Below are 20,680 nucleotides of genomic sequence, written 5' to 3'. Positions count from 1 at the left end.
AATGAATTCGCCCCATAGGCACGAGTTAACGAATTTTTAAGGATTACAAAACGTGCACAGCTACACTTAATTTCAAGAAGGTTTTTTTGAATTGATATACCATACTTCATATTAAGAAAAAGGTGTGGGTCAGGTCCTTGTTCTGTCGTTCGGGAACCTGAGACCCGACTTTTGGATGCGGACTGAGGGAAACCTTTCAGGTCTATGGTCGAGCCAGAGCTATCTCGATGGTTGAGACGTTGCTTTTTCTTCCCTCTTCTCTTTGTACCTCTTCGGTGCCGATAACGATGCTTTTTAGCTCTACGTCTTTTGTGAAGGCGCGTCGCAACAACTCGACAGTATCAACGGCCGTGCTGATCGCTCGCCCTCTGGCTTTGACGCAGATGTTCTTCTCACCTGAATTGAAGTAGGTAAGGCATGCAACTACATAGTTCATCACTGGTTTTCTGCCGATGAGGACAGCGTTCTCACTCGTCTTTACAACCTCTTTAGGTTTCTCTTTTTTTTCCGGTTCAGGTTCTGGTTTTGCAGTTTTTTCTTCTTCTGTCACGTTTTCTACCTCCCCAATTTACTTGAGGACCATGATAGCACATGATGGCATCTGTACTCAAGATACTGTGTAGTGCTCTTTAAAATTCGCGCGGAGTCTCTTATAGTTTTCCCGCGTCTCATATCCAACAGATAAAAACCTTCGGTTTTTACAGCGTATTTCTTCAGCGTTTGCCGTATTCCATTCCTTTTTCGAAGGCCTTCGTGTTTACGTCGAGAAATTGGATTTTCTTTCCAAAAAATTCTTTCAGACCTTCCAGGATGCTTTCCTTAGAGACAACCTCTGTCCGCGCCACATAAGCTCCAAGCATTACCATGTTAGCCGTTCTTTTTTCGCCAATTTCCACTGCGATGTCGTTCGCTGGTACTGCAATAGCCTTAACATCTTCTCTTCTGAGTTGACGGGTGATTAACGAATTGTTGAGAAATAGCAATCCTTGAGTTTGCAGCCGAGGTTCAAATGCTTCCAAAGAGGGGTTATTCATAATTATCAATGCTTGCGGCGAGGTTATGACTGGAGAACCTATTTCTTCGCCTGATATGACGACTGTGCAGTTGGCGGTTCCTCCACGCATTTCTGGGCCGTAAGAAGGTATCCATGTAACATGTTTTCCAGCTTTCATGGCGCTGTACGCTAAAAGCTTTCCAATAAACATCAATCCTTGGCCGCCGAAACCAGCCATTATGACGTTGGCATAAACAGGTTTTCCAACTGTTTTTTCCATGTGTCAACCCTCTTTTGGAACTTTGAATTCGCCTAACGGATAATATGGCACCATTTTCTCTTCAACCCATTTTACTGCCTCGACGGGACTCATACGCCAATCAGTTGGACACTGCGATAAGACTTCAACCATGGAGTAGCCTAAACCTTTTATTTGTGTCTCAAACGCCTTCTTTATGGCTTTCTTAGCATGTATGATGTGTTTAGCATTGTTCACGGCAACTCTTGCAATGTACGCCGCACCGTCAAGTGTTGAAAGCAACTCTGCCATCCTAATTGGATAGCCGGCGCGCTCTGGAATCCGCCCCATGGGCGAGGTTGTGGTTTTCTGTCCGATAAGCGTTGTAGGCGCCATCTGCCCACCAGTCATTCCATAGATTGCATTGTTAATGAAAATCGTGGTTATTTTTTCTCCTCGAGCGGCTGCATGAACCGCTTCTGCAGTCCCTATAGAAGCGAAGTCGCCATCACCTTGGTAAGTGAAAACAACCAGTTCAGGGTGAACTCGTTTACAGCCAGTTGCAACCGCGGGCGCACGACCATGCGCGGCTTCATACATATCAACATCAAGATAGTTGTAGAGAAGAACCGAACAACCTACAGGCGCAACACCAACAGTTTTCTCCCTAATTCCCAACTCGTCTATCACTTCCGCCACGAGACGATGAGCAATCCCATGCCCACAGCCCGGGCAATAATGGGTCACCACAGGACGCAGGGCCCTTGGTCGTTCAAAAACCTTCTCAAGTTCCACTTGCATTTTTCAACACGCCTCCTTTACGAACTTTTCTGTTTCAGCAACTATCTCATCATAACTCGGAACCATACCTCCGGTTCGCCCATAAAAGCGGATGTTGGCTTCACCGCACAAGCCGAGCCTAACGTCTTCAACCATCTGCCCAAGGCTCATCTCAACCACCAAAAACTTGCCTACTCTATCAGCCATCTTTCTAAATGTGTCGTAGGGAAACGGAAAAACTGTAATCGGACGCACCATCCCTACCTTGACACCTTTTTCACGGAGAACTCTGATTGCAGTTTTTGCAATTCTCGCCACCGTCCCATAAGCAGCAATAATAACCTCAGCGTCGTCGGTTTGATAGGTTTCAACACGCACCTCATTCGCAATCATCTCTTGAATTTTGCGGTTTATTTCCAGATTGTGTTTTTCTAAAGCTTCAGGATCAAGGTAGAGGCTCTTAACCAAATTTGGAGGACGCCCCTTGGCACCTGTAAGGATCCATTCCTTTGGGGGAAGTTTCGATGGCGTTGTCTCTTTGAATTCAACGGGTTCCATCATTTGACCAATGTAACCGTCCCCTAAAACTAGTACAGGATTGCGATACTTGTCGGCCAAGTCGAAGGCTTCCATCGTAAGTGAAACCGCCTCCTGCACGGTGTGGGGCGCCAGCACAAGCAGATGATAGTCGCCATGTCCTCCGCCTTTAGTGGCTTGGAAGTAATCGGATTGCGAAGGCTGTATACCGCCCAGTCCAGGACCCCCACGCATGATATTCACTATTACGCAGGGAAGTTGGGCACCAACCATGTATGAGATTCCTTCTTGCATGAGGCTGATTCCAGGGCTAGAAGAGGATGTCATCACTCTTGCACCGGCACCAGCAGCGCCGAAAAGCATGTTGATCGCGGCTACCTCACTTTCGGCTTGGAGATATATTCCTCCAACTTCAGGAAGACGTTTTGACATATACTCAGGAATCTCGCTTTGGGGAGTTATGGGATAGCCAAAAAAGTGTCGGCAACCCGCTTGAATCGCCGACTCAGCGATCGCTTCGTTCCCAGTCATAAACTTTTTCTCCATCATTTCTCTCCTCCAACCTTCTTTTTTTCTCTGTAAACTTCTATGGCTACATCCGGGCATGTTATGGCGCACAGAGTGCAGCCAGTACATTTTCCTTCGGGGTCAACGAACTCTGCGGGATAGTAGCCTTTAGGGTTAATTCGTTGAGAGATTTGTATGAGACGGAATGGGCAGGCGTCAACACAGAGCGTGCAGCCCTTGCATGTCTTCTCATCGATTACTATTTTACCCATTTTTGTCTTGCATCCTTTAATCATAGCTCACTATTTGTGCACACTCGGATTTTGTTCATCGCAAGCACCATTTTTGAGAAGTAACAAATACGATAGGAAAGGGAAAAGTGTTTCGCAAAACCGCTGAAAATTAGCACTCTAAACGTTCCTGAGCAACTTTCAAAGCCGCATTCCGCAAGCCTTAGGGAAACGTGTATATTTAAGAGTTCAAATGTAGAACGATAGATTCGAGGAAAGTTAAATGTCACAGATTCAAGAAATACGATGGCATGGCAGAGGAGGACAAGGAGCATGGACGGCGAGCGAACTTCTAGCAAAAGCTGCCATTCTTGAAGGAAAACACATCCAGTCGTTCCCCGAGTTCGGACCTGAACGCATGGGCGCTCCTCTGGCGGCCTACACACGAATCAGCAATGACCCCATTAGACTCCACTGCGCAGTTTATAACCCAAACGTAGCAGTGGTTCTTGACCCGACACTTTTGAAAACGGTTAGGGTGACTGACGGCCTCACCGAAGACGGAGTGCTAATCGTCAACACCAAAGAACGCCCCGCAGAACTCAGGAAAAAATTGAATGTCACTTCCCAAAAAACCTGGACTGTTCCGGCAACTGATATCGCTATCAAAATACTAAACGTCCCCATCACAAACACTGCCATGCTCGGCGCTACAATCCGTGCAGTCTCTCTAGTGAGCCTAGAGAACATTGAAAAAGCTATCAGAGAACGTTTCCGACAGGAATTAGCGGAAAGAAATATCGCAGTATTAAAGGAGGCGTACAGGGAGGCAAAAACGGAATGAGCCAAAAGCCGAAGGGCTGGAAAGAAGTCCCCCTGGCAGGAGTTTGTTGGAAGCCGGCAACGGAATATCTCACCGGCGACTGGAGAACCTTCAAGCCAGTGCGTGACCCTGAAAAATGCACCAGATGCCTATTATGCCCCATGATTTGCCCCGACTCAGCCATAACGTGGAACAAAACCACAGAAGACATCGAGTTCAACTATGATTTCTGTAAAGGATGTGGCATATGCGCCAATGAATGCCCCGCAGACGCCATAAAAATGGTGAGAGAAGGGGAGGCTTAAAGAATGGCAACTATTCAACAAAAAGTCCTTGCATTAAATGGCGACGAAGCAGTTGCTCTGGCCGTCAAACAGTCAGATGTAGACGTGGTAGCAGCATATCCGATAACCCCTCAAACAATCATCGTAGAACGGTTCAGCGAATATGTGGCAGACGGAGAGGTAGACACCGAATTTATATGCACAGAGTCAGAACACAGCGCCCTCAGCGCATGTTTAACTGCCTCTGCCACCGGAGTTAGAACCTTCACCGCAACCGCTTCAGCTGGTCTTGCCTTGATGCATGAGATACTCGCCGTTACGTCAGGGTGCAGAGCACCCGTGGTAATGGCTATCGTAAATCGCGCGTTATCCGCGCCGATAAACATACACTGTGACCACTCGGATAGCATGGCAGAGAGAGATAGCGGTTGGATACAAATCTACGCCGAAAACTCGCAGGAAACGTACGATTCAATAATTCAAGCCTTCAGAATAGCCGAACATACAGACCTGCTTCTCCCAGTCATGGTGTGTCTCGACGCGTTCGTCCTCAGCCACACTCTGGAAAACGTCAAAGTTTTACCCGACGAAACTGTGCGAAAGTTTGTTGGCACTAGGCAAATTCCTTTAGTAATGGGGCACGAAGGCAAAAAAGTGCCCTTCAAACTGGACCCAGACACCCCGATAACGATGGGGCCCTTAGACCTTTATGACTATTATTTCGAGCATAAGAGACAGCAAGAAGAGGCAATGCGAAAAGCGTCAAAAATAATTGCGGATATCCACAATGAGTATGCTCAACTAAGCGGACGCAAATATGGAAATGGACTTGTTGACGCTTATTATCTTGAAGACGCCGATATTGCAACAGTATGCCTTGGCTCAACCGCGGGCACTGCCAAAACTGTCGTGGATCAGCTTCGAGCCGAAGGGGCAAAAGCTGGACTCTTACGTCTCCGCACCTTTAGACCGCTACCAGTAACTGACATCAGAAAGGCATTGGCTAACGTGAAAGCAGTGGCGGTAATGGATCGAAGCAACAGCTTCGGCGGACATGGAGGAGCGGTGTTTCACGAAATCCGTCACGCTCTCTACGACGCCCAATCACATCCATATGTTGTAAATTATATATACGGTCTTGGAGGAAGAGATATGCCTCAAAACATTATCCGAGGTATTTATGAAGACCTGCAGGAAATCCTCGAGACTAAACAGGTGAAAAGTTATGTGCAGTTTGCAGGAGTGCGAGAATAGGAGGAGATAAAAAATGGCAACAACTCCTTGGAAATTCACTGCAAAAGAAATCGTGGAAAAACCAGAACTCTTCACAGCTGGTCATCGGGCATGCGCAGGATGTGGCCCAGCCATTGCTTTACGGCAGATAATGAAAGCCACACGAGGACCTACAATAGTCACGAACGCAACAGGATGCATGGAAGTTGTATCGACGATATATCCCTACACGGCGTGGAAAGTCCCATGGATTCACACGGCCTTCGAAAACGCCGCAGCTAACGCATCCGGCATTGAAGCTGCTTTGAAGGTGATGAAAAGGAAGGGACGGCTTAAGCATGAGCATGTTGATGTGATAGCTTTTGCCGGTGACGGAGGAACCTTCGACATTGGAATTCAAGCGTTGTCAGGTGCAGTAGAACGAGGCCACGACTTTCTATACGTGCTCTACGACAATGAGGCGTACATGAACACGGGTATACAACGAAGCGGAGGCACCCCCCACGGCGCCTCAACCACCACATCACCAGCAGGCAGGGTAATCCCTGGAAAGACTCAATTCAAGAAACCCATAGCAGACATCATAGTAGCCCATGAAATTCCCTACGTGGCAACAGCTTCGATTGCATATTGGCAAGACATACTAAGCAAGGCGCGGAAAAGTCTAGAGGTAGAAGGCCCAGCTTTCATGCATGTCTTTGCACCTTGCCCCCGAGGCTGGCGCTACAATACAAGCAAAACTATAGAAATCGCCCGCTTAGCCGTGGAAACCTGTATATTTCCTTTGTGGGAAGCAGTGAACGAAGAATACCGCTTGTCTCCTCAGAGCAAGATTATGGCTTTGAAACCTGAACGTAAGAAGCCAGTCACGGAGTATTTGAAAATGCAGCGCCGTTTTAGACACTTGTTCACGCCGAAATTCGAATATGTAATAGATGACATTCAGAAGGTAGTTGACAAACGCTGGAACAAGCTGCTTAGGAAGTGCGACATGAGTTAAAGCTATAAGACAGTAACCAACGCTGTCAAAAGCAAGCCCACTGCCGTGAATAGTGGGATTGCCGTTTTCTTAGCCCGTTGTGATGCCCTATCTGCCAGAAGCGACAGCTCTTTTATCTGTTTTTCTCCAATCACACTCACATTGGGAACCTCGCCTACACGCCAAGCAGTAGATGTATACTCCACATTGCTCAATGCTTCTCTGACTGCTTGTTTGATATAGTTAATCAACTTCTCATGAGATATCGCCTCGCCCAGAGGATGATATCCACGCGCAGTCATAATAATGCCGTTTACGACATGCGTGTCCGTGGTGAAAACCTCCCCTATGTCAACATCCAACTCTTTTAGAGAGCCAAGAATCTTTTCTCTAAGACCAGAAACCATGTTATTGCCATCAATAGTCACGTAAGCACAAGTCTGTTTGCCAACTCTAATTACTAAAGCGCATATTCCACCAGGCCCCATCCCATCCTCAAAACTAAACTCCTTCGGTACAACCTTTGCTGCACCTACTTCAATAGAAGAACGCTTTAGTTTGGAGGCTTTTTTCAAAACGTCAAGAGCAGCCTCTTTCAAAGGCTCCACAACACCGCTTACATCAAAGACCCCGTTGATGCTATTATGGGCATTAATTATTATTACATGAGCTAAACCAAGCTTTGACGCTTCTACAAGAATAAAATCACCTATTTCCTGCGGAAAATCCTCGGTTGTCTCAGGCGCCAAAGTCAGAGTAAGAACTGCACAATCTCCAAATATCTGACAACCCGCACCCGCAATACCTTTCTTCGCTTCTACAAATCGCGTCGCTTTCAAACCAAAATGGGTAAAATCAGATGAGTCTAAAACCCCTCTCAATACTTTTTGATTTTGTTGCTGAGACGAAAGATCAAACTCATGTCCAAACAAGCCGTGAGGAACTGATACAACGCCACATAACTTCTTTTCTAATGCTTCTTGAATCATGAACGGAAGAAGACTACTCCCGACATTTCTAAAGGGTCCAGGATGGAAAGATGATACAACAATTACAGATTTAATACGGTCTTCTGCCTTAAAGGCTAATAGAGAGAAGTCAATAGTTTTTTCCGTTCCAAATCTTTCAAAAAGATTTTCAACAGGTACATTCAGATTTTCCATCCAGTTAACAAGAAAAGCCTTCAAGACCATGGTCGTAGGTATTTTGAAAGTTTCAACGCCTATGCTGTTCACTGAACTGATGAAGATAAACGATGTAAGAATCGATATGGGAATTGAAAAGAGAAAATATGCCATTGTAATACTGGCAAAGATATGGCCTACAGAGAATGACACATAGAACATGGGTAAAAGACAAACTATAGGCTGCATCATAGATGCACCCACAACTTTCCGATAAGGTGCAAAAGAAGTTGCAGAAAACACGATCAAACGAAGAATGCAAACAGCGGTGAACCCTATGAAAAAAAGGTCAACCCAAAAAATCCACGAATTAAGAAAAAGAGTTAGCAAAGAACCAATTAGGAGAAAACTTAACCACAACAGAATAGAGAACATAGAAAGAGCAGCGCAACGCCGCACGTTATGAACAGGGTCTGATTTCATAAAAACCTGTCTTATAATAAAGTCGGAAATTGCTGACGACAAAAAAAGAAGTAAGCCAAACTGCAAAGCCAAACTCATATCCGTGCGTGCAAGCAAAGAAGTCGTTATAACACTGCCTATTATGCACGACAGAAATGTGAGAAATGTTATTTTTCTAAAAGACGGTAAAATAAATAGTGAAGAATAATGCTTTTCTACCCTTTCAATCGAATGTTCCAAACTTTCAGAAACCAATCAAATCATTTCTCCGCACAAATCCTATAAATAGCCTCTTCCAAATATTAAAGTTAACAGACCTTCAGAAAAAATCCTAGACAGGCTTTAAGACTGTTCTCGCAGAAAATGGGGATAAAGTTTTATCCTAGAACAGAAATAAGAAGGTAGGACTGTTTATGCCAGCTAACATTATCCCACCTCCATCAATCTTTCACATGCTGGAAAAAACCGTGGGGAAAAAAATACTAGTAATTCTGAGCCAGACTTATGGCTTTGAAGGAACGTTAGCGGCTATAACACATGAACCGCCTGGAATCTGGCTTTCAAACGCTGAAGCCGTGATTTTCCGAACAACTATTGCAAACCCCATACCACAAATTGCGGGTAGGGAGGAGAGAAGTGAAATCTTTGTCAATCTAAACGCGGTTCAGCGAATAGAGATTCTTCACAAGGGCCAAGAATAGATACGTTCTTCAGAAAAGTCCTCCGACATAGTAGAGCTGTGCTAGTATACAGAAAATTATCAAACTAATAGCGAGAACAATAATAAGCTCTGGTTTAATTCGTATACCGTTAGTCTCCTCTTCAAAAAATCGCAGCAAACCAGCACTTGCTGCTGGCATTGGAGCACCACTTTCCCGCTTTTTCTTTCTACTCATACCGACAAACCCTTTAATGTCTATTTATACTCTTCAAATCTCAGCTAATTAATGTTATCGTTTCTTCAAAGTTTTTATGTCGGCACCGAGTTTTCAATAGAACAGAGGTTCATATATTGTCTGCCCGCGAATCATATAACCGAACATTCAGACTGCTCCAAGAACATCATAAATGGTTCCAAGAAAGTGTTCCACTCATAGCAAGTGAAAACGTATCAAGCCCAGCTGTGCGTGAAGCGTTGGCAAGTGACTTTGGTCACCGGTATGCTGAAGGCTGGCCTGGCGAGCGGGTTTACGCTGGGTGCACGTACATAGATCAAGTTGAGCTTCTATGTATTGATTTGATGAAGAAGTTGTTTAGTGCAGAGTTTGTTGATGTACGTCCAATTTCAGGGGTGGTTGCAAACCTTGTAGTTTACACGGCCTTCGCGGAGCCCGGCGATGTCATGATGGCATTGTCGATTCCATGTGGAGGGCACATTACGACGGGTAAGAAGCGGCTGGGTGGCACTGCAGGTGCAGTTAGTGGTTTAGATGTGCAATACTTAGCCTTAGACTATAAGGAACTAAATATTGATGTGGACAAGACGAAGAAACGAGTGAAAAAAATGGTCGATAAGGGAAAGCCACCGAAACTGGTGATGTTTGGGGCAAGTGTGTTCCCGTTCCCACACCCAATTGGAGAACTAGCTGAAATCTTTCACAATGTAGGTGCTACAGTAGGCTATGACGCCGCTCACGTAGCTGGCTTGATTGCTGGCGGAACATTTCAGGATCCACTGCGAGAAGGCGCCGATGTTGTCAGCTTAAGCACTCACAAAACTCTTTTCGGCCCTCAACACGGCGGCGTACTTTCATGGAGCAAATACGCAGACAACATCAAGAGAGCCACGTTTCCAGGGATGGTTAGCAATCATCATCTGCACGCTTTAGCAGGCGTTACCGTGGCATGTGCTGAGATGTTAGAGTTTGGAAAAGAATATACCCGACAAGTTATCAGGAACGCGAAAGCGTTGGCGCAGGATTTGCATGAACGTGGGTTCAAGGTGTTGGCAGAGCATAAAGGCTTCACCGAGTCGCATGTCATTCTTATCGACATAACACAACAAGGTGACGGTGGCTCAATAGAGGAGACCTTGGAAAAGGCGAACATCATCATAAACCGCAACTTGCTGCCTTGGGACATCAAAGAAGGCCGTCATTTTATGCACCCAGGCGGGATAAGACTGGGCACATCTGAGATAACAAGGCTTGGCATGAAAGAGTCGGAGATGGCTGAAATCGCCGAATTCATAAAGCGTGTAATCATCGATAAGGAAGATTTCCACAAGGTCAAAAGCGATGTTGCAGAGTTTAGAAGAGACTACGAAAAGGTGCACTATTGCTTTGAAGACGCTGCAAAGGCGTACAAATACGTAAAACTCCGCTAGAAACCATGTAACAGATTTCTTTATCTAAAAAGGGCGATAGATGTTGAAGCTAGTATCTCTGACCCATTCTTATGTTCATCAAGAACCTTTGCATTGTTTTACCCTCTTGACATTTTTGCTTGAATACCTTCAGAAGGCATATGGTCAGGGCTGATTTATGACTTCGATAAGAGCGTTTCAGAGCATGATGCGACGTATTTATTTTCATAGAGACTTTAAACGAGGGGTAGTGGGAACGTTTAGGTGGCTTAAAGAGGAAGTTGACGAGCTTGAAGAAGCCATGCAAAATGGAAATAAGAAAGCCCTAGAAGACGAGTTTGCAGATGTTATCGCTTGGCTTGCGTCATTGGCTAATGTTCTTGAAATAGACTTGGAAGAGGCTTCACTAAGGAAATATGATAACTGTTGCCCGAAATGTGGTTCATCGCCCTGCAAATGCCTTGTGAAATGATAAAGGGTTAAACGGTTTTCAAACGTTGCTGCCCCATACCCGTTAATTCCCAAAAATAAGGCTTCTTACTCCCTTTGTGCGAAGCAATTTTCTCAGTTTCTAAGAGCCTCAAGTGATGGAGAACCACATGGTAATTCAAACCTGCTTCTTTTGCCAGCATACTCGCAGTAACAATTTTTATTTCAAGAACTCTAAGGATTTTGGTACGCGAAGCTAATCCCTGTCGAACGTTCCTTGTTTCGCTCAAGTAGGCATTTGGATGAAAAGCCAGTTTGGCCATAGCCATCAATTATACTTCTGTGTTTCAGATAGAAAAAGTTTAAGCAAAATCTACAAGGCTTATTTGCCGAGGCTTCTTGCCTTCGAATAGAGCGACTATCTCTTCTTCCACCAATGCAAGACGGTGAAGATAATATCTGGGCAGATCATATTTTTCGACGAGGCGCCGTGCGGCGGCAATATATTTTTCGATTCCGCCACGATACACTGTCAGTGACAATGGGCCTCCGCATTCTAGACATTTTCCTTTAAGTGGCATGCGGCGGAAACGTTTGTTGCACAGTTTGCAGCGGAAGCCTTGAGTTGAGAAAGCGCGGAGGTTCCCAGAGATATCCCTAAGAAAATGAGTTGTTAAGACTTTCAAAGCCACACGCTTGGCGTCAACCGCTTCAATTTTGTCTGCAAGCTCTAACTGACTGTTTAGCTTGTCGGTCATCTTCTTAAGTTTCTTATACATGCTTTCACGATTCCCCATGTTAATGTTCGAAACAGGAGTTGTATAGCCAAAGCCTTCAAACTGCGCTTCAGTTCCCAACTTATGAGCAACCAAATCAATGATGTTCGTCACTTTCCAAGGAGCAATATTTTCTAACGTTTTCGCGTAAAATTCCAAAGGATAATGATCGACAATTTCAAACTCGTGCGCTTGGCGCTGCACCTCCATCGGATTAATAACTGGAATTATGAAAAGAGGCGCGTCCATTATGCCGCCTATTTGAGAAGGCAGATATGACCTTGAAAAGTTCAACAAAGTATCAAGAGCAAGCATCAAAGCGTCTTCATCTCCATCACAATCACGCCGCTTTGCAGAATGCCACAAGGGATGAGCGTAGCAGACATCAAGGTCGGTGAATCCTATGATGCGGCCTAAAATGCCGACAGAAGTGTGGGGCGCCAAACCAACCAAAAGATGACCTACCAAGTCTTCAGCTTGTTTCACGTTGTAATGTTTTGGAAGTTTGTAGACTTTTTCGAGAAGTTGGTCAAGAAAATTTGCCACACGAACAAAATATGTTACGCTCTTTCGCGGGATGACAACATCTTGCACCTTCAATTCGCAAATTTGCTCTTCACTGGTTAGAGGGCTGCCTTGGAAATCCAAAGCGTATCCTAACTGTTTAAGCTTTTCCACTGAAACTTTGACTTCAACAGGTTTGAAATGAGTTAGTGGAGCATTTGTAGCGTCAAACCGTACTGTCCCATCTTTATAAACAGACAGGTCTCCCCTAGCGCGAAGAATACCCTTCTCAAAAATTTCAGCAACCTTGTACTTGTTTGACAACCCTTTAACTCCTTTAATAATCTCTGGCTGATTGACAGCCAACTGGCGGCAAGAATCTCTAATCAGTGGTTTCAAGTCAAGCGTTTGCCGTTCAAAGCCGCTAGTGGAAATTTTGCAGGTCGGGCAAACATCTTTGTCAACTTTTATGCCACATCGGGGACAAGTTTTCTCAAGAACTGTTTTAACGTAACATGAAGCACATTTAGTTCTTAGAGTCAGTTCTAGGCAGCTTGGGCATCGTCGCTTTACCAAGTCTATATGAACGGGTCCCTTCTGAGCTGCTACAATTAAATCACGTTGCGACCCTCCAGCTAGTCCTACAGGGAAGAGAAGATGGACGCGAGGCTTCATTTCTCGTCTTTTTGCTTTCTCAGGCCTACCCATACGTGCCCCTATGGTGGTAGGTATTTTTGCTCGAACAGTAATACCAGAAAGATTCTTTAAAGCCTCGAAAGAAGAAATGGTAGTGTCAAATTTAGCTGTTGGTGAATCAATGCCAAGACAAGTAGCCAAGGCGAAAGCTTCATTGCCTTCAATGATTATTTGATTTTTGACAACTTGATGAGGAAGGCATAAACGCTCTAGCATACTCTTCATTGTAGCGTTCAATTCATTAGTTATTCGGGAAATTTGTTCGTTCTCTCTTTCAACCTGAGAATTGAGCAGCCATTGGCGCAGTTCGTGTAATTCCTCGGTTGTTATGTTCGACCAGAAGAAACTATAATTTGGATGAAGCGGAACATCTAGGTTTTTGGCTATCGCAATAGCTTCTTCCGCATTTGGTTTGTTGTGGAAGGGGTGTAAAAGGAATGTTTCTAAACGTTTCGCCGAGACATGTGTAGATGTTGCTGCTTTCTCACAATCACCGTTAAAACGCTGCGTTATCACTGATTTCAACTCATCCATCCACCATTCCTCTGTATACCCTGAAGGGCGAAGCTTTTTGTTGTTATACAAGAAATCTCCAAAGCTAACGAGTAGGTCACCCAAAAAAAGAATCTTATCAACCTTGTTTTTTATTTGTTCAAAGTTTTGTCTTGAAACGCGAGTTACTGAGCCGTCTTTTAACAATACTATAGGTGGCTCAATAGTGTCCACAGGCATAACTATCCCACTCTTACCTGGCAATTCTATACGAATCTGTGTGCCTCCAGCAAGGAATCGGTTTAGAACCAACATTGTCAAGGGGTGTACTCCAACAGCGGCCAAACCAGTGTTTCTTGACCGCCCATAACGAAGGCGAAACCCACCTGGTTGTGAAGGAAACGAAAAAACGGGACGCCCCGCAATTATGTCTTCCATAAAACCAGCAGTCTTTTTCTTTTCCTGAGTTCCCCTCGTTTCACCTGTGTGTTTCAGCCAATCCCAACCCTCAATGCCTAATTTTTTAATAATGATGAAGACCTTTGCAGCTCGACCTATAATACCATCGTTTACTACACGCAGAGCACCCCCACGAACATGATTTGTCTCTATTCTAGGCAAATTACGGAAAGACTGCACCTCAACAGGGTCAGATTCGGTGCCCGTTACCTCGACGGGTATTGACTCTAGAGCCATCCGAAGTCGCTCATCAGCGACGTGATATTGAAATCGACCCACACTTCGCTCATATAGCCGCATCTCTTCAATAAACCGATTTATTTCTTCTTCCGTAGGTTTGTAACGGTCCAAGCCAAGAAGACGACGTACAAAGTCGCCAATGACAAGTGTTAATGCCTGATCTGTGCCTCCAGCCGCACGAATTGGACCTGCATAATATATAGCCAAATACTTTGTCTGATCGAGGTTAGTTTTTATGGATACCTTTACAACTCCCTGCAAAGGAGCTGCTGTTATGCCTTCTGTCAGAATGGCAAGAGATGTGCGAACGGCTTGCTCTGCAGCGGTCTGAGTGTCCATGTGGCCAAACTTACCATAGACAATTTCTTCGGCAATTTTAAAAGCAAGCTCTTCGCGAGGAAGCTTTTCGCTTAGTTCCCTTATGCTCTCTGCAACCCCCGTGGGGCCCACCAAACCTTCTACAAGCTCCGCAAGGTCTTTCGCAATTTCGGATTCAGGTTTTAGTGCAGGGTCTAACCCTTTTTCTCGCGCTTTTCTGGCGATTTCATAAAGTCTCTTCAGTTCATTTTCAATTGAAAGCGCGTATCGCTGATATTCCTTGCTCATCTTGACGCCCAAAAAGCTCGCCCAGTAACTGCAATTGTAGACGCGTATTTTGGGTTTTCTGACACGAAGAAGGTTAAAAGTGCCAATAATGTGGATAGTGCTATTGTATTTATGGATAGCAACTTGTTTATTTTGCCCAGCATCGTTATAGGTTGAAATTGTTCAACGTAGTTGTTGTCTAAACCACGTTCTTCTTGACAGTTGTCACGAGTTTTTTAAACATACTTCTAGTGCCTATTTCTTCGGTGATGTTTCCAGTCACAACTATGTCTGCACCGGCCGCAACAGCAGTTTTAGCCTGCCCACTATCGCGAATTCCGCCTCCAACAATTAAAGGAGTGCTAATGGCGTGTTTTACAGTCTTTATCATGACCGACGGAACTGGTTGGCTTGCTCCAGATCCCGCTTCCAAATAAACAAACCTCATGCCAAAATATTGTGCCGCCAACGCATGTACTGCGGCAAGTTCTGGTTTCGTGTAGGGAATGGGAATGGCTCTTCCTACAATTCCAGCGGTACCACCTTCACCTACAATAATATAGCCAAGCGGAAGAGGTTCTAAACCGTATTTTTTAACCATGGGAGCGCCTAAAACTTGAGCGCCCATAAGAAAATAAGGATCAACCGAGTTTAGAAGAGACATGAACCATATTGCATCTGCGTATTTGCTGATTCCGGTTATATTGTTTGGAAACAAGATTATGGGAATTTTTACTGTACGTTTTATCGCCTTTATGATGCTGTTTAGATGAGTTATAGAAGTGGAAGTGGAGCCACCTACCATAATGGCTGTCGTTTTGTATACCTCTACTCTTTTAGCTAGTTGAGAAGCAGAAGAGACTGTAACTTTTTCGGGGTCAATCAAAGTAAGATGGATCGCACCTTCTTCTTGAATACGCTTAAGAAGATAATTTTCTACAGGGCCGACCATGCGAAGTCCTTCCTATGCGGTTGCTGTAGTTTTTGAAGCCTTCTTCATACTGTAGTATTTGTCGGTAAATCTGCAATAAACATCAATTTCTTTATAAGGCTGCTTAATTGATAAATCGTCTGTTAGGTCACAACCGCCACAATGCACCACGGCCTTTTTATCGTCTTTTAAAAGTTGTACTCGTATAGCTTCTTTCCCACATCGAGGGCAGAGAAAAACTTGTGGCAGACGCTTCTTAGGAATGCGAACAACTTTCCTTCGCCTTCTCCCCATGTCTTCAAGCCTCTATTCTTTAGCTTCTACGTTATTATTCCTTAAATACTTACCCAAAAGGCTCTCCACATTCTTTCTAGTCTCTCAACCAATTGTTTAGCGCTAGAATAGAAAGCTCTGATACGTTGTCATGCCCTTACAGCTCTTTCGGCATCACCAAATCCGCAATATCTACGCAGTGCCCAAAAATTCGATACATCGAAGACGCCACGGCTAAAATAAGAGGTACAACTTCTTCGGATTGCTTCATTGCTGCTTCTATGTCATGGAGCATGCTTTCCATCTTTGCCCTTTCATTGCGTACTTCCTCTGCTAAAACGACTGTGTGCCCGAAAAATGCTTTCAAAGCCTTCTCTTGAGCCTCAAAAACCATAGAATGAAACTTGGTCATCAATTTTGAAACCGCCCTAGAGATTTTCAAGGCTTTTAACAATAAGGCTTTACAGGCAATTTCTACAGCTCTGTCGCCTATTGTTTCAACTAAACTTGCACACATTCGACAATCGAGACAGTCAATGGAACGAATTTCCAATTTCTCGCCTAAATTTGGGTTTTGAATTATAGTTCGCAAAATTCTCACAAGAAGGAAATAAAGCCTATCCACTTCATCGTCACGGGCGATCACATTCTTGGCTAGATGTACGTCGCCTTCTAGAAAGGCACTCACAGCATCTCGGTGCATGCCAGCGGCAATGTTATACTCACGTCTCAGAATTTTCTCAGGTGGAAACGCGGCGGGTTCCAATAAACATTGCAAAACGATGCGAGTGTAATTTTCCTCTACAATCTCCAAACCCACAAGACGCCTAGAAGCCTGTTTGATTAATGCTCTTTCATGGGGTGAAATGCGGTTTTTGACCTCAACACGAATCACATCGTAACCAAGCAAATACTTGCCCACGATTTCTCTGTCTAAATAGGGTGTTGGCCTTATCGTAACGCTTAAAGGCTTGCGCTCGGCGTCATATTGTGGATCAAGGCATAAACGTCCATCACTAGACTCCAGAACTGCTAGAACCATTCCTTTGTCTAGCCCAACGCGTTCCGCCCAATCTTTAGGTAGAGAAACAAAAAAAGTGCCACTATTGGTACGTTGAACCTTACGAAGCTCCATGTTACTGCCTCAAACCGTCCATTAGAAGTCTAAAACAAGAGAGTGATATATAATTATAGGTGGCAAAAATGGAAGGTGGAAAGGAAGTTGTAATAGGTATAGATTTGGCAGTGTTAGAAAAAACCCGCCTGGGTGGAGTATTGGAAGAACGGATGGGCTTCCACATGTTACGTACATCGAGATAAGGAGATAATAAACTAAACAGTTAATCGCAAATCACGTATTATTGCAATAGACGCGTCTCTAACAACGCCAGAAACCGGGACAATGCGCAAAGCAAATAGAGACCTATTGAAACAGGGTTACTCCGTCTTTCCATCACTTATGTGTTCAATGAAGAACCTTACTAAGCGTGCCACTCCTCTAATGCATAAGCTGAGAGCCAACAGATTAGATGTCATTGAGGTTCATCCTGCATCAGCCAGAGAAGCTCTTGGCATGCCAACTAAAGATTGGCAAAAGACACGAACTTTTCTGAAACAAATAGGTTTAAAGGGAGATCTCGAAATACGAACTATGACACCGCATAAAATTGACGCTATAACTGCTATTCTAATAGCCTGCCTCTATTCATAAGGAAAGGCAAGAAAAATAGGTGATAAAAGGGAAGGTCACATAGTGATACTAAAAGAAACAATTGGAGACCGCTTAAAATTGAATAAGCAAAAGAAAGTTCAGCAAGCAGTCTCCTTTTCCCTCACAGCAGGCTATCACCTCAACAAAGAAGCTTTCAGCCTTCTCACTACAATATCAAAAACAGAGGATCCAGTAAAGCTCATTGAAATGACTCTGGAAAAATTGGAAAGACTCGAGGAAAGACCGCTTTTTATAAGCAAGAATCTTCTTGAAGAAACAGCAAAAGAAACCTTTCCAGATACGAAAGAAACAAAAACACTTACTGTCTCCGCCCTGCAGGAACCTTCTATAGCAACAGGAAAACCCAAAAGAACCTTCTACCCAAACGCAAAGGATGTGGATAAGGACATAAAAGTATTAGAGGATCCAACCGACAAAATATGTTCAACTGGTTCAATTAATGAATATCTTGAATACTTTCAGGATCGGTTTAAGCGAATAAGAAAACTGCTGCGACAACGAATGGATTCTAGGAATGCTGCATCAATAAAAGAGGCGTTCCGAGCGGCATCTAATTCAAGAGTCAATATATTTTGTATAGTTACAGAGAAGCGCGAATCAAAATACGGAGTTTTCTTAAAAATCGAAGACCTGGAAACCAACGCTATAGTGCTCATTCCCCGAAATGCATCTAAGGAACTTTTAGAGAAGACAAAGTCGCTACTACTTGATCAAGTTGTATGCCTAAGCTTATTGAAAAGCAGAAAGAACTTGCTAATTGTCGAAGAACTTTTCTTCCCAGATATCCCTCAAAAGAAACCGCATAAAGCTAAAGAAGCTGTCCATGTAGCCCTAATATCTGATCTTCATGTGGGAAGCAAAGAGTTCATGAGAGAGGAATTTAATCGTTTTGTGTTGTGGCTCAATGGAAAATACGGAGATGAGAACTTAAGAGAAGTCGCTAGCCGCGTCAAGTACATCATTATCGCCGGTGACATCGTGGACGGTGTAGGTATCTATCCAAACCAAATAAAAGAACTAGCCGAACGAGATATTTTCAAGCAATATAGGCTGGCGGCAAAATTCATTGAACAGATCCCAGACTACATAGAGCTGATAATCATTCCTGGAAACCACGACGCGTCAAGGAAGGCCTTGCCACAACCTGCCATCCCTAAGAGATATGGAGAGCCCCTTTATGAGACACGAAACATATTATCACTAGGCAACCCAGCAACTGTAAGCATTCATGGCGTAGAATTTCTCATTTATCATGGACGAAGTCTAGACGATGTCTTGGCTACAGCGGCAGATATGGATTTTCATTCTCCGGAGAGAGCTATGCGCTTGTTATTGAAAGGTAGACATTTGGCGCCTACATACGGTCAGCGCACCTCAATCGCGCCGGAGAAGCGAGACTTTCTTGTAATAGAAAGCGTTCCAGATGTTTTCCATGCAGGTCATGTACACGTTATGAAACATGAATTTTATAGAGGAACTCTTATGGTTAATTCTGGTGCTTGGCAAAAGCAAACTGGTTATCAGAGAAGTTTGGGTTTAGAACCCACACCGGGTATTATCCCTGTTGTAGATCTTCAGACACTTGCTGTTTTACCTGTGGATTTTAATGCTTAGTTTTACCAAATTTTAGTATCAAACACTTCGGTGTGAAATCAGTTAACTGTCCTAAGTGGGCATCGTCTATATACGCTTTCTTTAAGGGGCTTCGTGGTATTGCGAGATTAATTTTTTTTGTTCGACCATAGCGACCTCTACTTATGACCCTTGAATTTAGTAACCCAATTGAATCTAGCTCACTTACAAGCCCACTTACTCTTCTCTGTGTCAGTGGAGAAACTCCGATTTCCTTACACAGTTCAGTATATATTTCATATATGTCGCCAGTAATGGCGGAGTAAATGTTTGCTTTTCCGAGGAGGTATACGCTGTAGAGAACGAATTTTGAGTGCAGTGTCAAATTTGTTAAGGCATCAATTACTCTATTACGCTCAATTCGCTTCTCGGCTTCTCTAACATGGTCTTCGGCTATTATCTTTGCATTCTCCCTCTCCGCTACTTCGCCTGCCACACGGAGCAAGTCGAGTGCACGCCTTGCATCCCCATGTTCCGCAGCAGCCAAAGCAGCACACAGGCTCACAGCACCTTTTAGTAAGACACCATTGCAGAATGCTAACTCTGCCCTTTCCCATAAAATGTCTTGAAGTTCGGAAGCATCGTAGGGTTTAAACATTACCTCCTCTTCACTCAAGGCACTTAAAACGCGTGGCTCCAGCATTTCTTTGAAACGTAGATCGTTCGAGATTCCAATAATAGAGACGGTACTATTACAAAGAGCACCGTTTACCCTCGTCAGTTGATATAAGAGAACGTTGCCTCTAGCCTTTATCAACTCATCAAGTTCATCTAATATGACAATAAGTGAGAGATTTTGGGTTTCCAGACCTTTTTTAAAGCGATCAAAAACTTCGCCAACAGCAAGCCCAGTAAAGGGTACATGGATATTCAAGGAGTCACATAATCGTGTAAAAACCCTATATTCCGTTCCTGCTAAGCGGCAATTTACATACGCTGCCCTAACTGGTGCACCAAATTCTACAGCCTTTTGCACAAGCCGGCTTAGCACATACTTCATGACAGCAGTTTTTCCAGTACCTGTTTTTCCATAAATAAATATGTTGGAACATCTTTCTGCTTTTAACAGAGGAGCAACAATCATGCCTAAGTGCCTTATCTGATCTTCACGGTGAGGTAGTTTTTTGGGAATGTAGTCATGGCGGAGTACATCTCTATCCTTAAAAAAGTGGTTAGTTTTCAGAAAACGTTCAAAGACAGAATCAAGCATATCTGCTTCTTTTTTCATAATGATAGTCTTCTCCCTTCAGCAAATGCAATTGTAAAACCTTGCTTTCAACTGGCAAAGATAAACACTCTCCTACAAAAAAATGGAGGTGTACTATATAACTAAAAAGCAAAGTGTAAGATGTAGAAAATTGTTGTAGATATAAAGTAAAAAGAAGCTTAATTGTTTAAAGGCGCTTGCACACGCACCCCTTTCTTTCTGATGGAG

The 20,680-nt window shown here is 44.0% G+C and carries 22 protein-coding genes; 9 read left to right on the top strand and 13 right to left on the bottom strand.

Going from position 1 to position 20,680, the window contains the following annotated elements; genetic code table 11:
• Positions 1-202 precede the first annotated feature (202 nt).
• The 5 genes from albA to KAU88_05125 all read right to left on the bottom strand — a co-directional run bounded on the left by albA (position 203) and on the right by KAU88_05125 (position 3,328).
• Positions 203-436, bottom strand: a complete 234-nt coding sequence (gene albA / locus KAU88_05145) for a DNA-binding protein Alba (GenBank protein MCK4477895.1) — start codon at positions 434-436, stop codon at positions 203-205.
• Positions 437-713: 277 nt separating this feature from the next.
• Entirely contained in the window at positions 714-1,274 is a 561-nt protein-coding gene (locus tag KAU88_05140; GenBank protein ID MCK4477894.1) for a 2-oxoacid:acceptor oxidoreductase family protein, read from the bottom strand.
• A gap of 3 nt (positions 1,275-1,277) precedes the next feature.
• The gene (locus KAU88_05135; protein MCK4477893.1) at positions 1,278-2,033 is read right to left on the bottom strand and encodes a 2-oxoglutarate oxidoreductase; all 756 of its coding nucleotides are present in this window, start codon (positions 2,031-2,033) and stop codon (positions 1,278-1,280) included.
• Positions 2,034-2,036: 3 nt separating this feature from the next.
• Positions 2,037-3,098: a 3-methyl-2-oxobutanoate dehydrogenase subunit VorB gene (locus KAU88_05130; GenBank protein MCK4477892.1), complete on the bottom strand. Its 1,062-nt coding sequence runs from the start codon at positions 3,096-3,098 to the stop codon at positions 2,037-2,039.
• The gene (locus tag KAU88_05125) at positions 3,095-3,328 is read right to left on the bottom strand and encodes a ferredoxin family protein (protein MCK4477891.1); all 234 of its coding nucleotides are present in this window, start codon (positions 3,326-3,328) and stop codon (positions 3,095-3,097) included. The genes KAU88_05130 and KAU88_05125 overlap by 4 nt, the downstream gene beginning before the upstream one ends.
• A gap of 250 nt (positions 3,329-3,578) precedes the next feature.
• Here KAU88_05125 and KAU88_05120 point away from each other — a divergent pair, with 250 nt between their 5' ends.
• Genes KAU88_05120 through KAU88_05105 form a run of 4 tightly spaced genes read left to right on the top strand, consistent with a single transcriptional unit; the run spans position 3,579 to position 6,626 of the window.
• Entirely contained in the window at positions 3,579-4,130 is a 552-nt protein-coding gene (locus KAU88_05120; protein ID MCK4477890.1) for a 2-oxoacid:acceptor oxidoreductase family protein, read from the top strand.
• The gene (locus KAU88_05115) at positions 4,127-4,414 is read left to right on the top strand and encodes a 4Fe-4S binding protein (protein ID MCK4477889.1); all 288 of its coding nucleotides are present in this window, start codon (positions 4,127-4,129) and stop codon (positions 4,412-4,414) included. The genes KAU88_05120 and KAU88_05115 overlap by 4 nt, the downstream gene beginning before the upstream one ends.
• Before the next feature lie 3 nt (positions 4,415-4,417).
• Complete coding sequence (gene porA, locus KAU88_05110; protein ID MCK4477888.1) at positions 4,418-5,647, top strand: pyruvate ferredoxin oxidoreductase; 1,230 nt, start codon at positions 4,418-4,420, stop codon at positions 5,645-5,647.
• Between the two features lie 13 nt (positions 5,648-5,660).
• Entirely contained in the window at positions 5,661-6,626 is a 966-nt protein-coding gene (locus tag KAU88_05105) for a pyruvate synthase subunit beta (GenBank protein ID MCK4477887.1), read from the top strand.
• Positions 6,627-6,628: 2 nt separating this feature from the next.
• On the opposite strand, the gene KAU88_05100 is transcribed toward KAU88_05105, so the two are convergent.
• Positions 6,629-8,446, bottom strand: coding sequence for a DUF2070 family protein (locus KAU88_05100; GenBank protein MCK4477886.1), 1,818 nt, complete (start codon positions 8,444-8,446; stop codon positions 6,629-6,631).
• Positions 8,447-8,604: 158 nt separating this feature from the next.
• Here KAU88_05100 and KAU88_05095 point away from each other — a divergent pair, with 158 nt between their 5' ends.
• Positions 8,605-8,892 (top strand): hypothetical protein, encoded by a 288-nt coding sequence (locus KAU88_05095; GenBank protein ID MCK4477885.1) that lies wholly within the window; start codon positions 8,605-8,607, stop codon positions 8,890-8,892.
• A 9-nt stretch (positions 8,893-8,901) separates the two neighbouring features.
• Here the strand turns inward: KAU88_05095 and KAU88_05090 are convergent, their stop codons facing one another.
• On the bottom strand, positions 8,902-9,087 hold the full coding sequence (locus KAU88_05090; protein MCK4477884.1) for a preprotein translocase subunit Sec61beta: 186 nt from the start codon (positions 9,085-9,087) through the stop codon (positions 8,902-8,904).
• Positions 9,088-9,203: 116 nt separating this feature from the next.
• Here KAU88_05090 and KAU88_05085 point away from each other — a divergent pair, with 116 nt between their 5' ends.
• Positions 9,204-10,517, top strand: a complete 1,314-nt coding sequence (locus KAU88_05085; GenBank protein MCK4477883.1) for a serine hydroxymethyltransferase — start codon at positions 9,204-9,206, stop codon at positions 10,515-10,517.
• A 184-nt stretch (positions 10,518-10,701) separates the two neighbouring features.
• Positions 10,702-10,968, top strand: coding sequence for a nucleotide pyrophosphohydrolase (locus KAU88_05080; GenBank protein MCK4477882.1), 267 nt, complete (start codon positions 10,702-10,704; stop codon positions 10,966-10,968).
• Between the two features lie 7 nt (positions 10,969-10,975).
• On the opposite strand, the gene KAU88_05075 is transcribed toward KAU88_05080, so the two are convergent.
• The 5 genes from KAU88_05075 to KAU88_05055 all read right to left on the bottom strand — a co-directional run bounded on the left by KAU88_05075 (position 10,976) and on the right by KAU88_05055 (position 17,016).
• A complete protein-coding gene (locus KAU88_05075) occupies positions 10,976-11,254 on the bottom strand; it encodes a hypothetical protein (protein ID MCK4477881.1) in 279 nt (92 codons plus the stop codon).
• A gap of 33 nt (positions 11,255-11,287) precedes the next feature.
• Positions 11,288-14,698 (bottom strand): DNA polymerase II large subunit, encoded by a 3,411-nt coding sequence (locus KAU88_05070; protein MCK4477880.1) that lies wholly within the window; start codon positions 14,696-14,698, stop codon positions 11,288-11,290.
• Positions 14,699-14,876: 178 nt separating this feature from the next.
• Positions 14,877-15,629 (bottom strand): geranylgeranylglyceryl/heptaprenylglyceryl phosphate synthase, encoded by a 753-nt coding sequence (locus KAU88_05065; GenBank protein MCK4477879.1) that lies wholly within the window; start codon positions 15,627-15,629, stop codon positions 14,877-14,879.
• Positions 15,630-15,641: 12 nt separating this feature from the next.
• Entirely contained in the window at positions 15,642-15,902 is a 261-nt protein-coding gene (locus KAU88_05060) for a hypothetical protein (GenBank protein ID MCK4477878.1), read from the bottom strand.
• A gap of 136 nt (positions 15,903-16,038) precedes the next feature.
• Positions 16,039-17,016 (bottom strand): phosphate uptake regulator PhoU, encoded by a 978-nt coding sequence (locus KAU88_05055; GenBank protein ID MCK4477877.1) that lies wholly within the window; start codon positions 17,014-17,016, stop codon positions 16,039-16,041.
• Positions 17,017-17,349: 333 nt separating this feature from the next.
• Between KAU88_05055 and KAU88_05050 the strand changes: the two genes are divergently transcribed.
• Positions 17,350-17,592, top strand: coding sequence for a hypothetical protein (locus KAU88_05050; GenBank protein ID MCK4477876.1), 243 nt, complete (start codon positions 17,350-17,352; stop codon positions 17,590-17,592).
• 42 nt (positions 17,593-17,634) lie between these two features.
• Positions 17,635-19,227, top strand: a complete 1,593-nt coding sequence (locus KAU88_05045) for a DNA-directed DNA polymerase II small subunit (protein ID MCK4477875.1) — start codon at positions 17,635-17,637, stop codon at positions 19,225-19,227.
• On the opposite strand, the gene KAU88_05040 is transcribed toward KAU88_05045, so the two are convergent.
• Positions 19,217-20,473, bottom strand: a complete 1,257-nt coding sequence (locus tag KAU88_05040) for an orc1/cdc6 family replication initiation protein (GenBank protein ID MCK4477874.1) — start codon at positions 20,471-20,473, stop codon at positions 19,217-19,219. The two genes, KAU88_05045 and KAU88_05040, sit on opposite strands and share 11 nt — an antisense overlap.
• Positions 20,474-20,680 lie beyond the last annotated feature (207 nt).

It is taken from the genome of Candidatus Bathyarchaeota archaeon, from assembly GCA_023131225.1.
Taxonomy (GTDB): Archaea; Thermoproteota; Bathyarchaeia; order Bathyarchaeales; family SOJC01; genus JAGLZW01.
Note: the sequence above shows the minus strand (reverse complement) of the source record. Positions and strands in the feature narration are given on the sequence as shown.

What these genes read in the sequence shown, in the direction of transcription:
- KAU88_05070 (MCK4477880.1), bottom strand. Translation starts at nt 14,698, where the DNA reads ATGAGCAAGGAATATCAGCGATACGCGCTTTCAATTGAAAATGAACTG.
- KAU88_05140 (MCK4477894.1), bottom strand. Translation starts at nt 1,274, where the DNA reads ATGGAAAAAACAGTTGGAAAACCTGTTTATGCCAACGTCATAATGGCT.
- KAU88_05135 (MCK4477893.1), bottom strand. Translation starts at nt 2,033, where the DNA reads ATGCAAGTGGAACTTGAGAAGGTTTTTGAACGACCAAGGGCCCTGCGT.
- KAU88_05080 (MCK4477882.1), top strand. Translation starts at nt 10,702, where the DNA reads ATGATGCGACGTATTTATTTTCATAGAGACTTTAAACGAGGGGTAGTG.
- porA (MCK4477888.1), top strand. Translation starts at nt 4,418, where the DNA reads ATGGCAACTATTCAACAAAAAGTCCTTGCATTAAATGGCGACGAAGCA.
- KAU88_05130 (MCK4477892.1), bottom strand. Translation starts at nt 3,098, where the DNA reads ATGATGGAGAAAAAGTTTATGACTGGGAACGAAGCGATCGCTGAGTCG.
- KAU88_05090 (MCK4477884.1), bottom strand. Translation starts at nt 9,087, where the DNA reads ATGAGTAGAAAGAAAAAGCGGGAAAGTGGTGCTCCAATGCCAGCAGCA.
- KAU88_05075 (MCK4477881.1), bottom strand. Translation starts at nt 11,254, where the DNA reads ATGGCTATGGCCAAACTGGCTTTTCATCCAAATGCCTACTTGAGCGAA.
- KAU88_05040 (MCK4477874.1), bottom strand. Translation starts at nt 20,473, where the DNA reads ATGAAAAAAGAAGCAGATATGCTTGATTCTGTCTTTGAACGTTTTCTG.
- KAU88_05105 (MCK4477887.1), top strand. Translation starts at nt 5,661, where the DNA reads ATGGCAACAACTCCTTGGAAATTCACTGCAAAAGAAATCGTGGAAAAA.
- KAU88_05065 (MCK4477879.1), bottom strand. Translation starts at nt 15,629, where the DNA reads ATGGTCGGCCCTGTAGAAAATTATCTTCTTAAGCGTATTCAAGAAGAA.
- KAU88_05060 (MCK4477878.1), bottom strand. Translation starts at nt 15,902, where the DNA reads ATGGGGAGAAGGCGAAGGAAAGTTGTTCGCATTCCTAAGAAGCGTCTG.
- KAU88_05115 (MCK4477889.1), top strand. Translation starts at nt 4,127, where the DNA reads ATGAGCCAAAAGCCGAAGGGCTGGAAAGAAGTCCCCCTGGCAGGAGTT.
- KAU88_05055 (MCK4477877.1), bottom strand. Translation starts at nt 17,016, where the DNA reads ATGGAGCTTCGTAAGGTTCAACGTACCAATAGTGGCACTTTTTTTGTT.
- albA (MCK4477895.1), bottom strand. Translation starts at nt 436, where the DNA reads ATGAACTATGTAGTTGCATGCCTTACCTACTTCAATTCAGGTGAGAAG.
- KAU88_05125 (MCK4477891.1), bottom strand. Translation starts at nt 3,328, where the DNA reads ATGGGTAAAATAGTAATCGATGAGAAGACATGCAAGGGCTGCACGCTC.
- KAU88_05095 (MCK4477885.1), top strand. Translation starts at nt 8,605, where the DNA reads ATGCCAGCTAACATTATCCCACCTCCATCAATCTTTCACATGCTGGAA.
- KAU88_05050 (MCK4477876.1), top strand. Translation starts at nt 17,350, where the DNA reads ATGAAGAACCTTACTAAGCGTGCCACTCCTCTAATGCATAAGCTGAGA.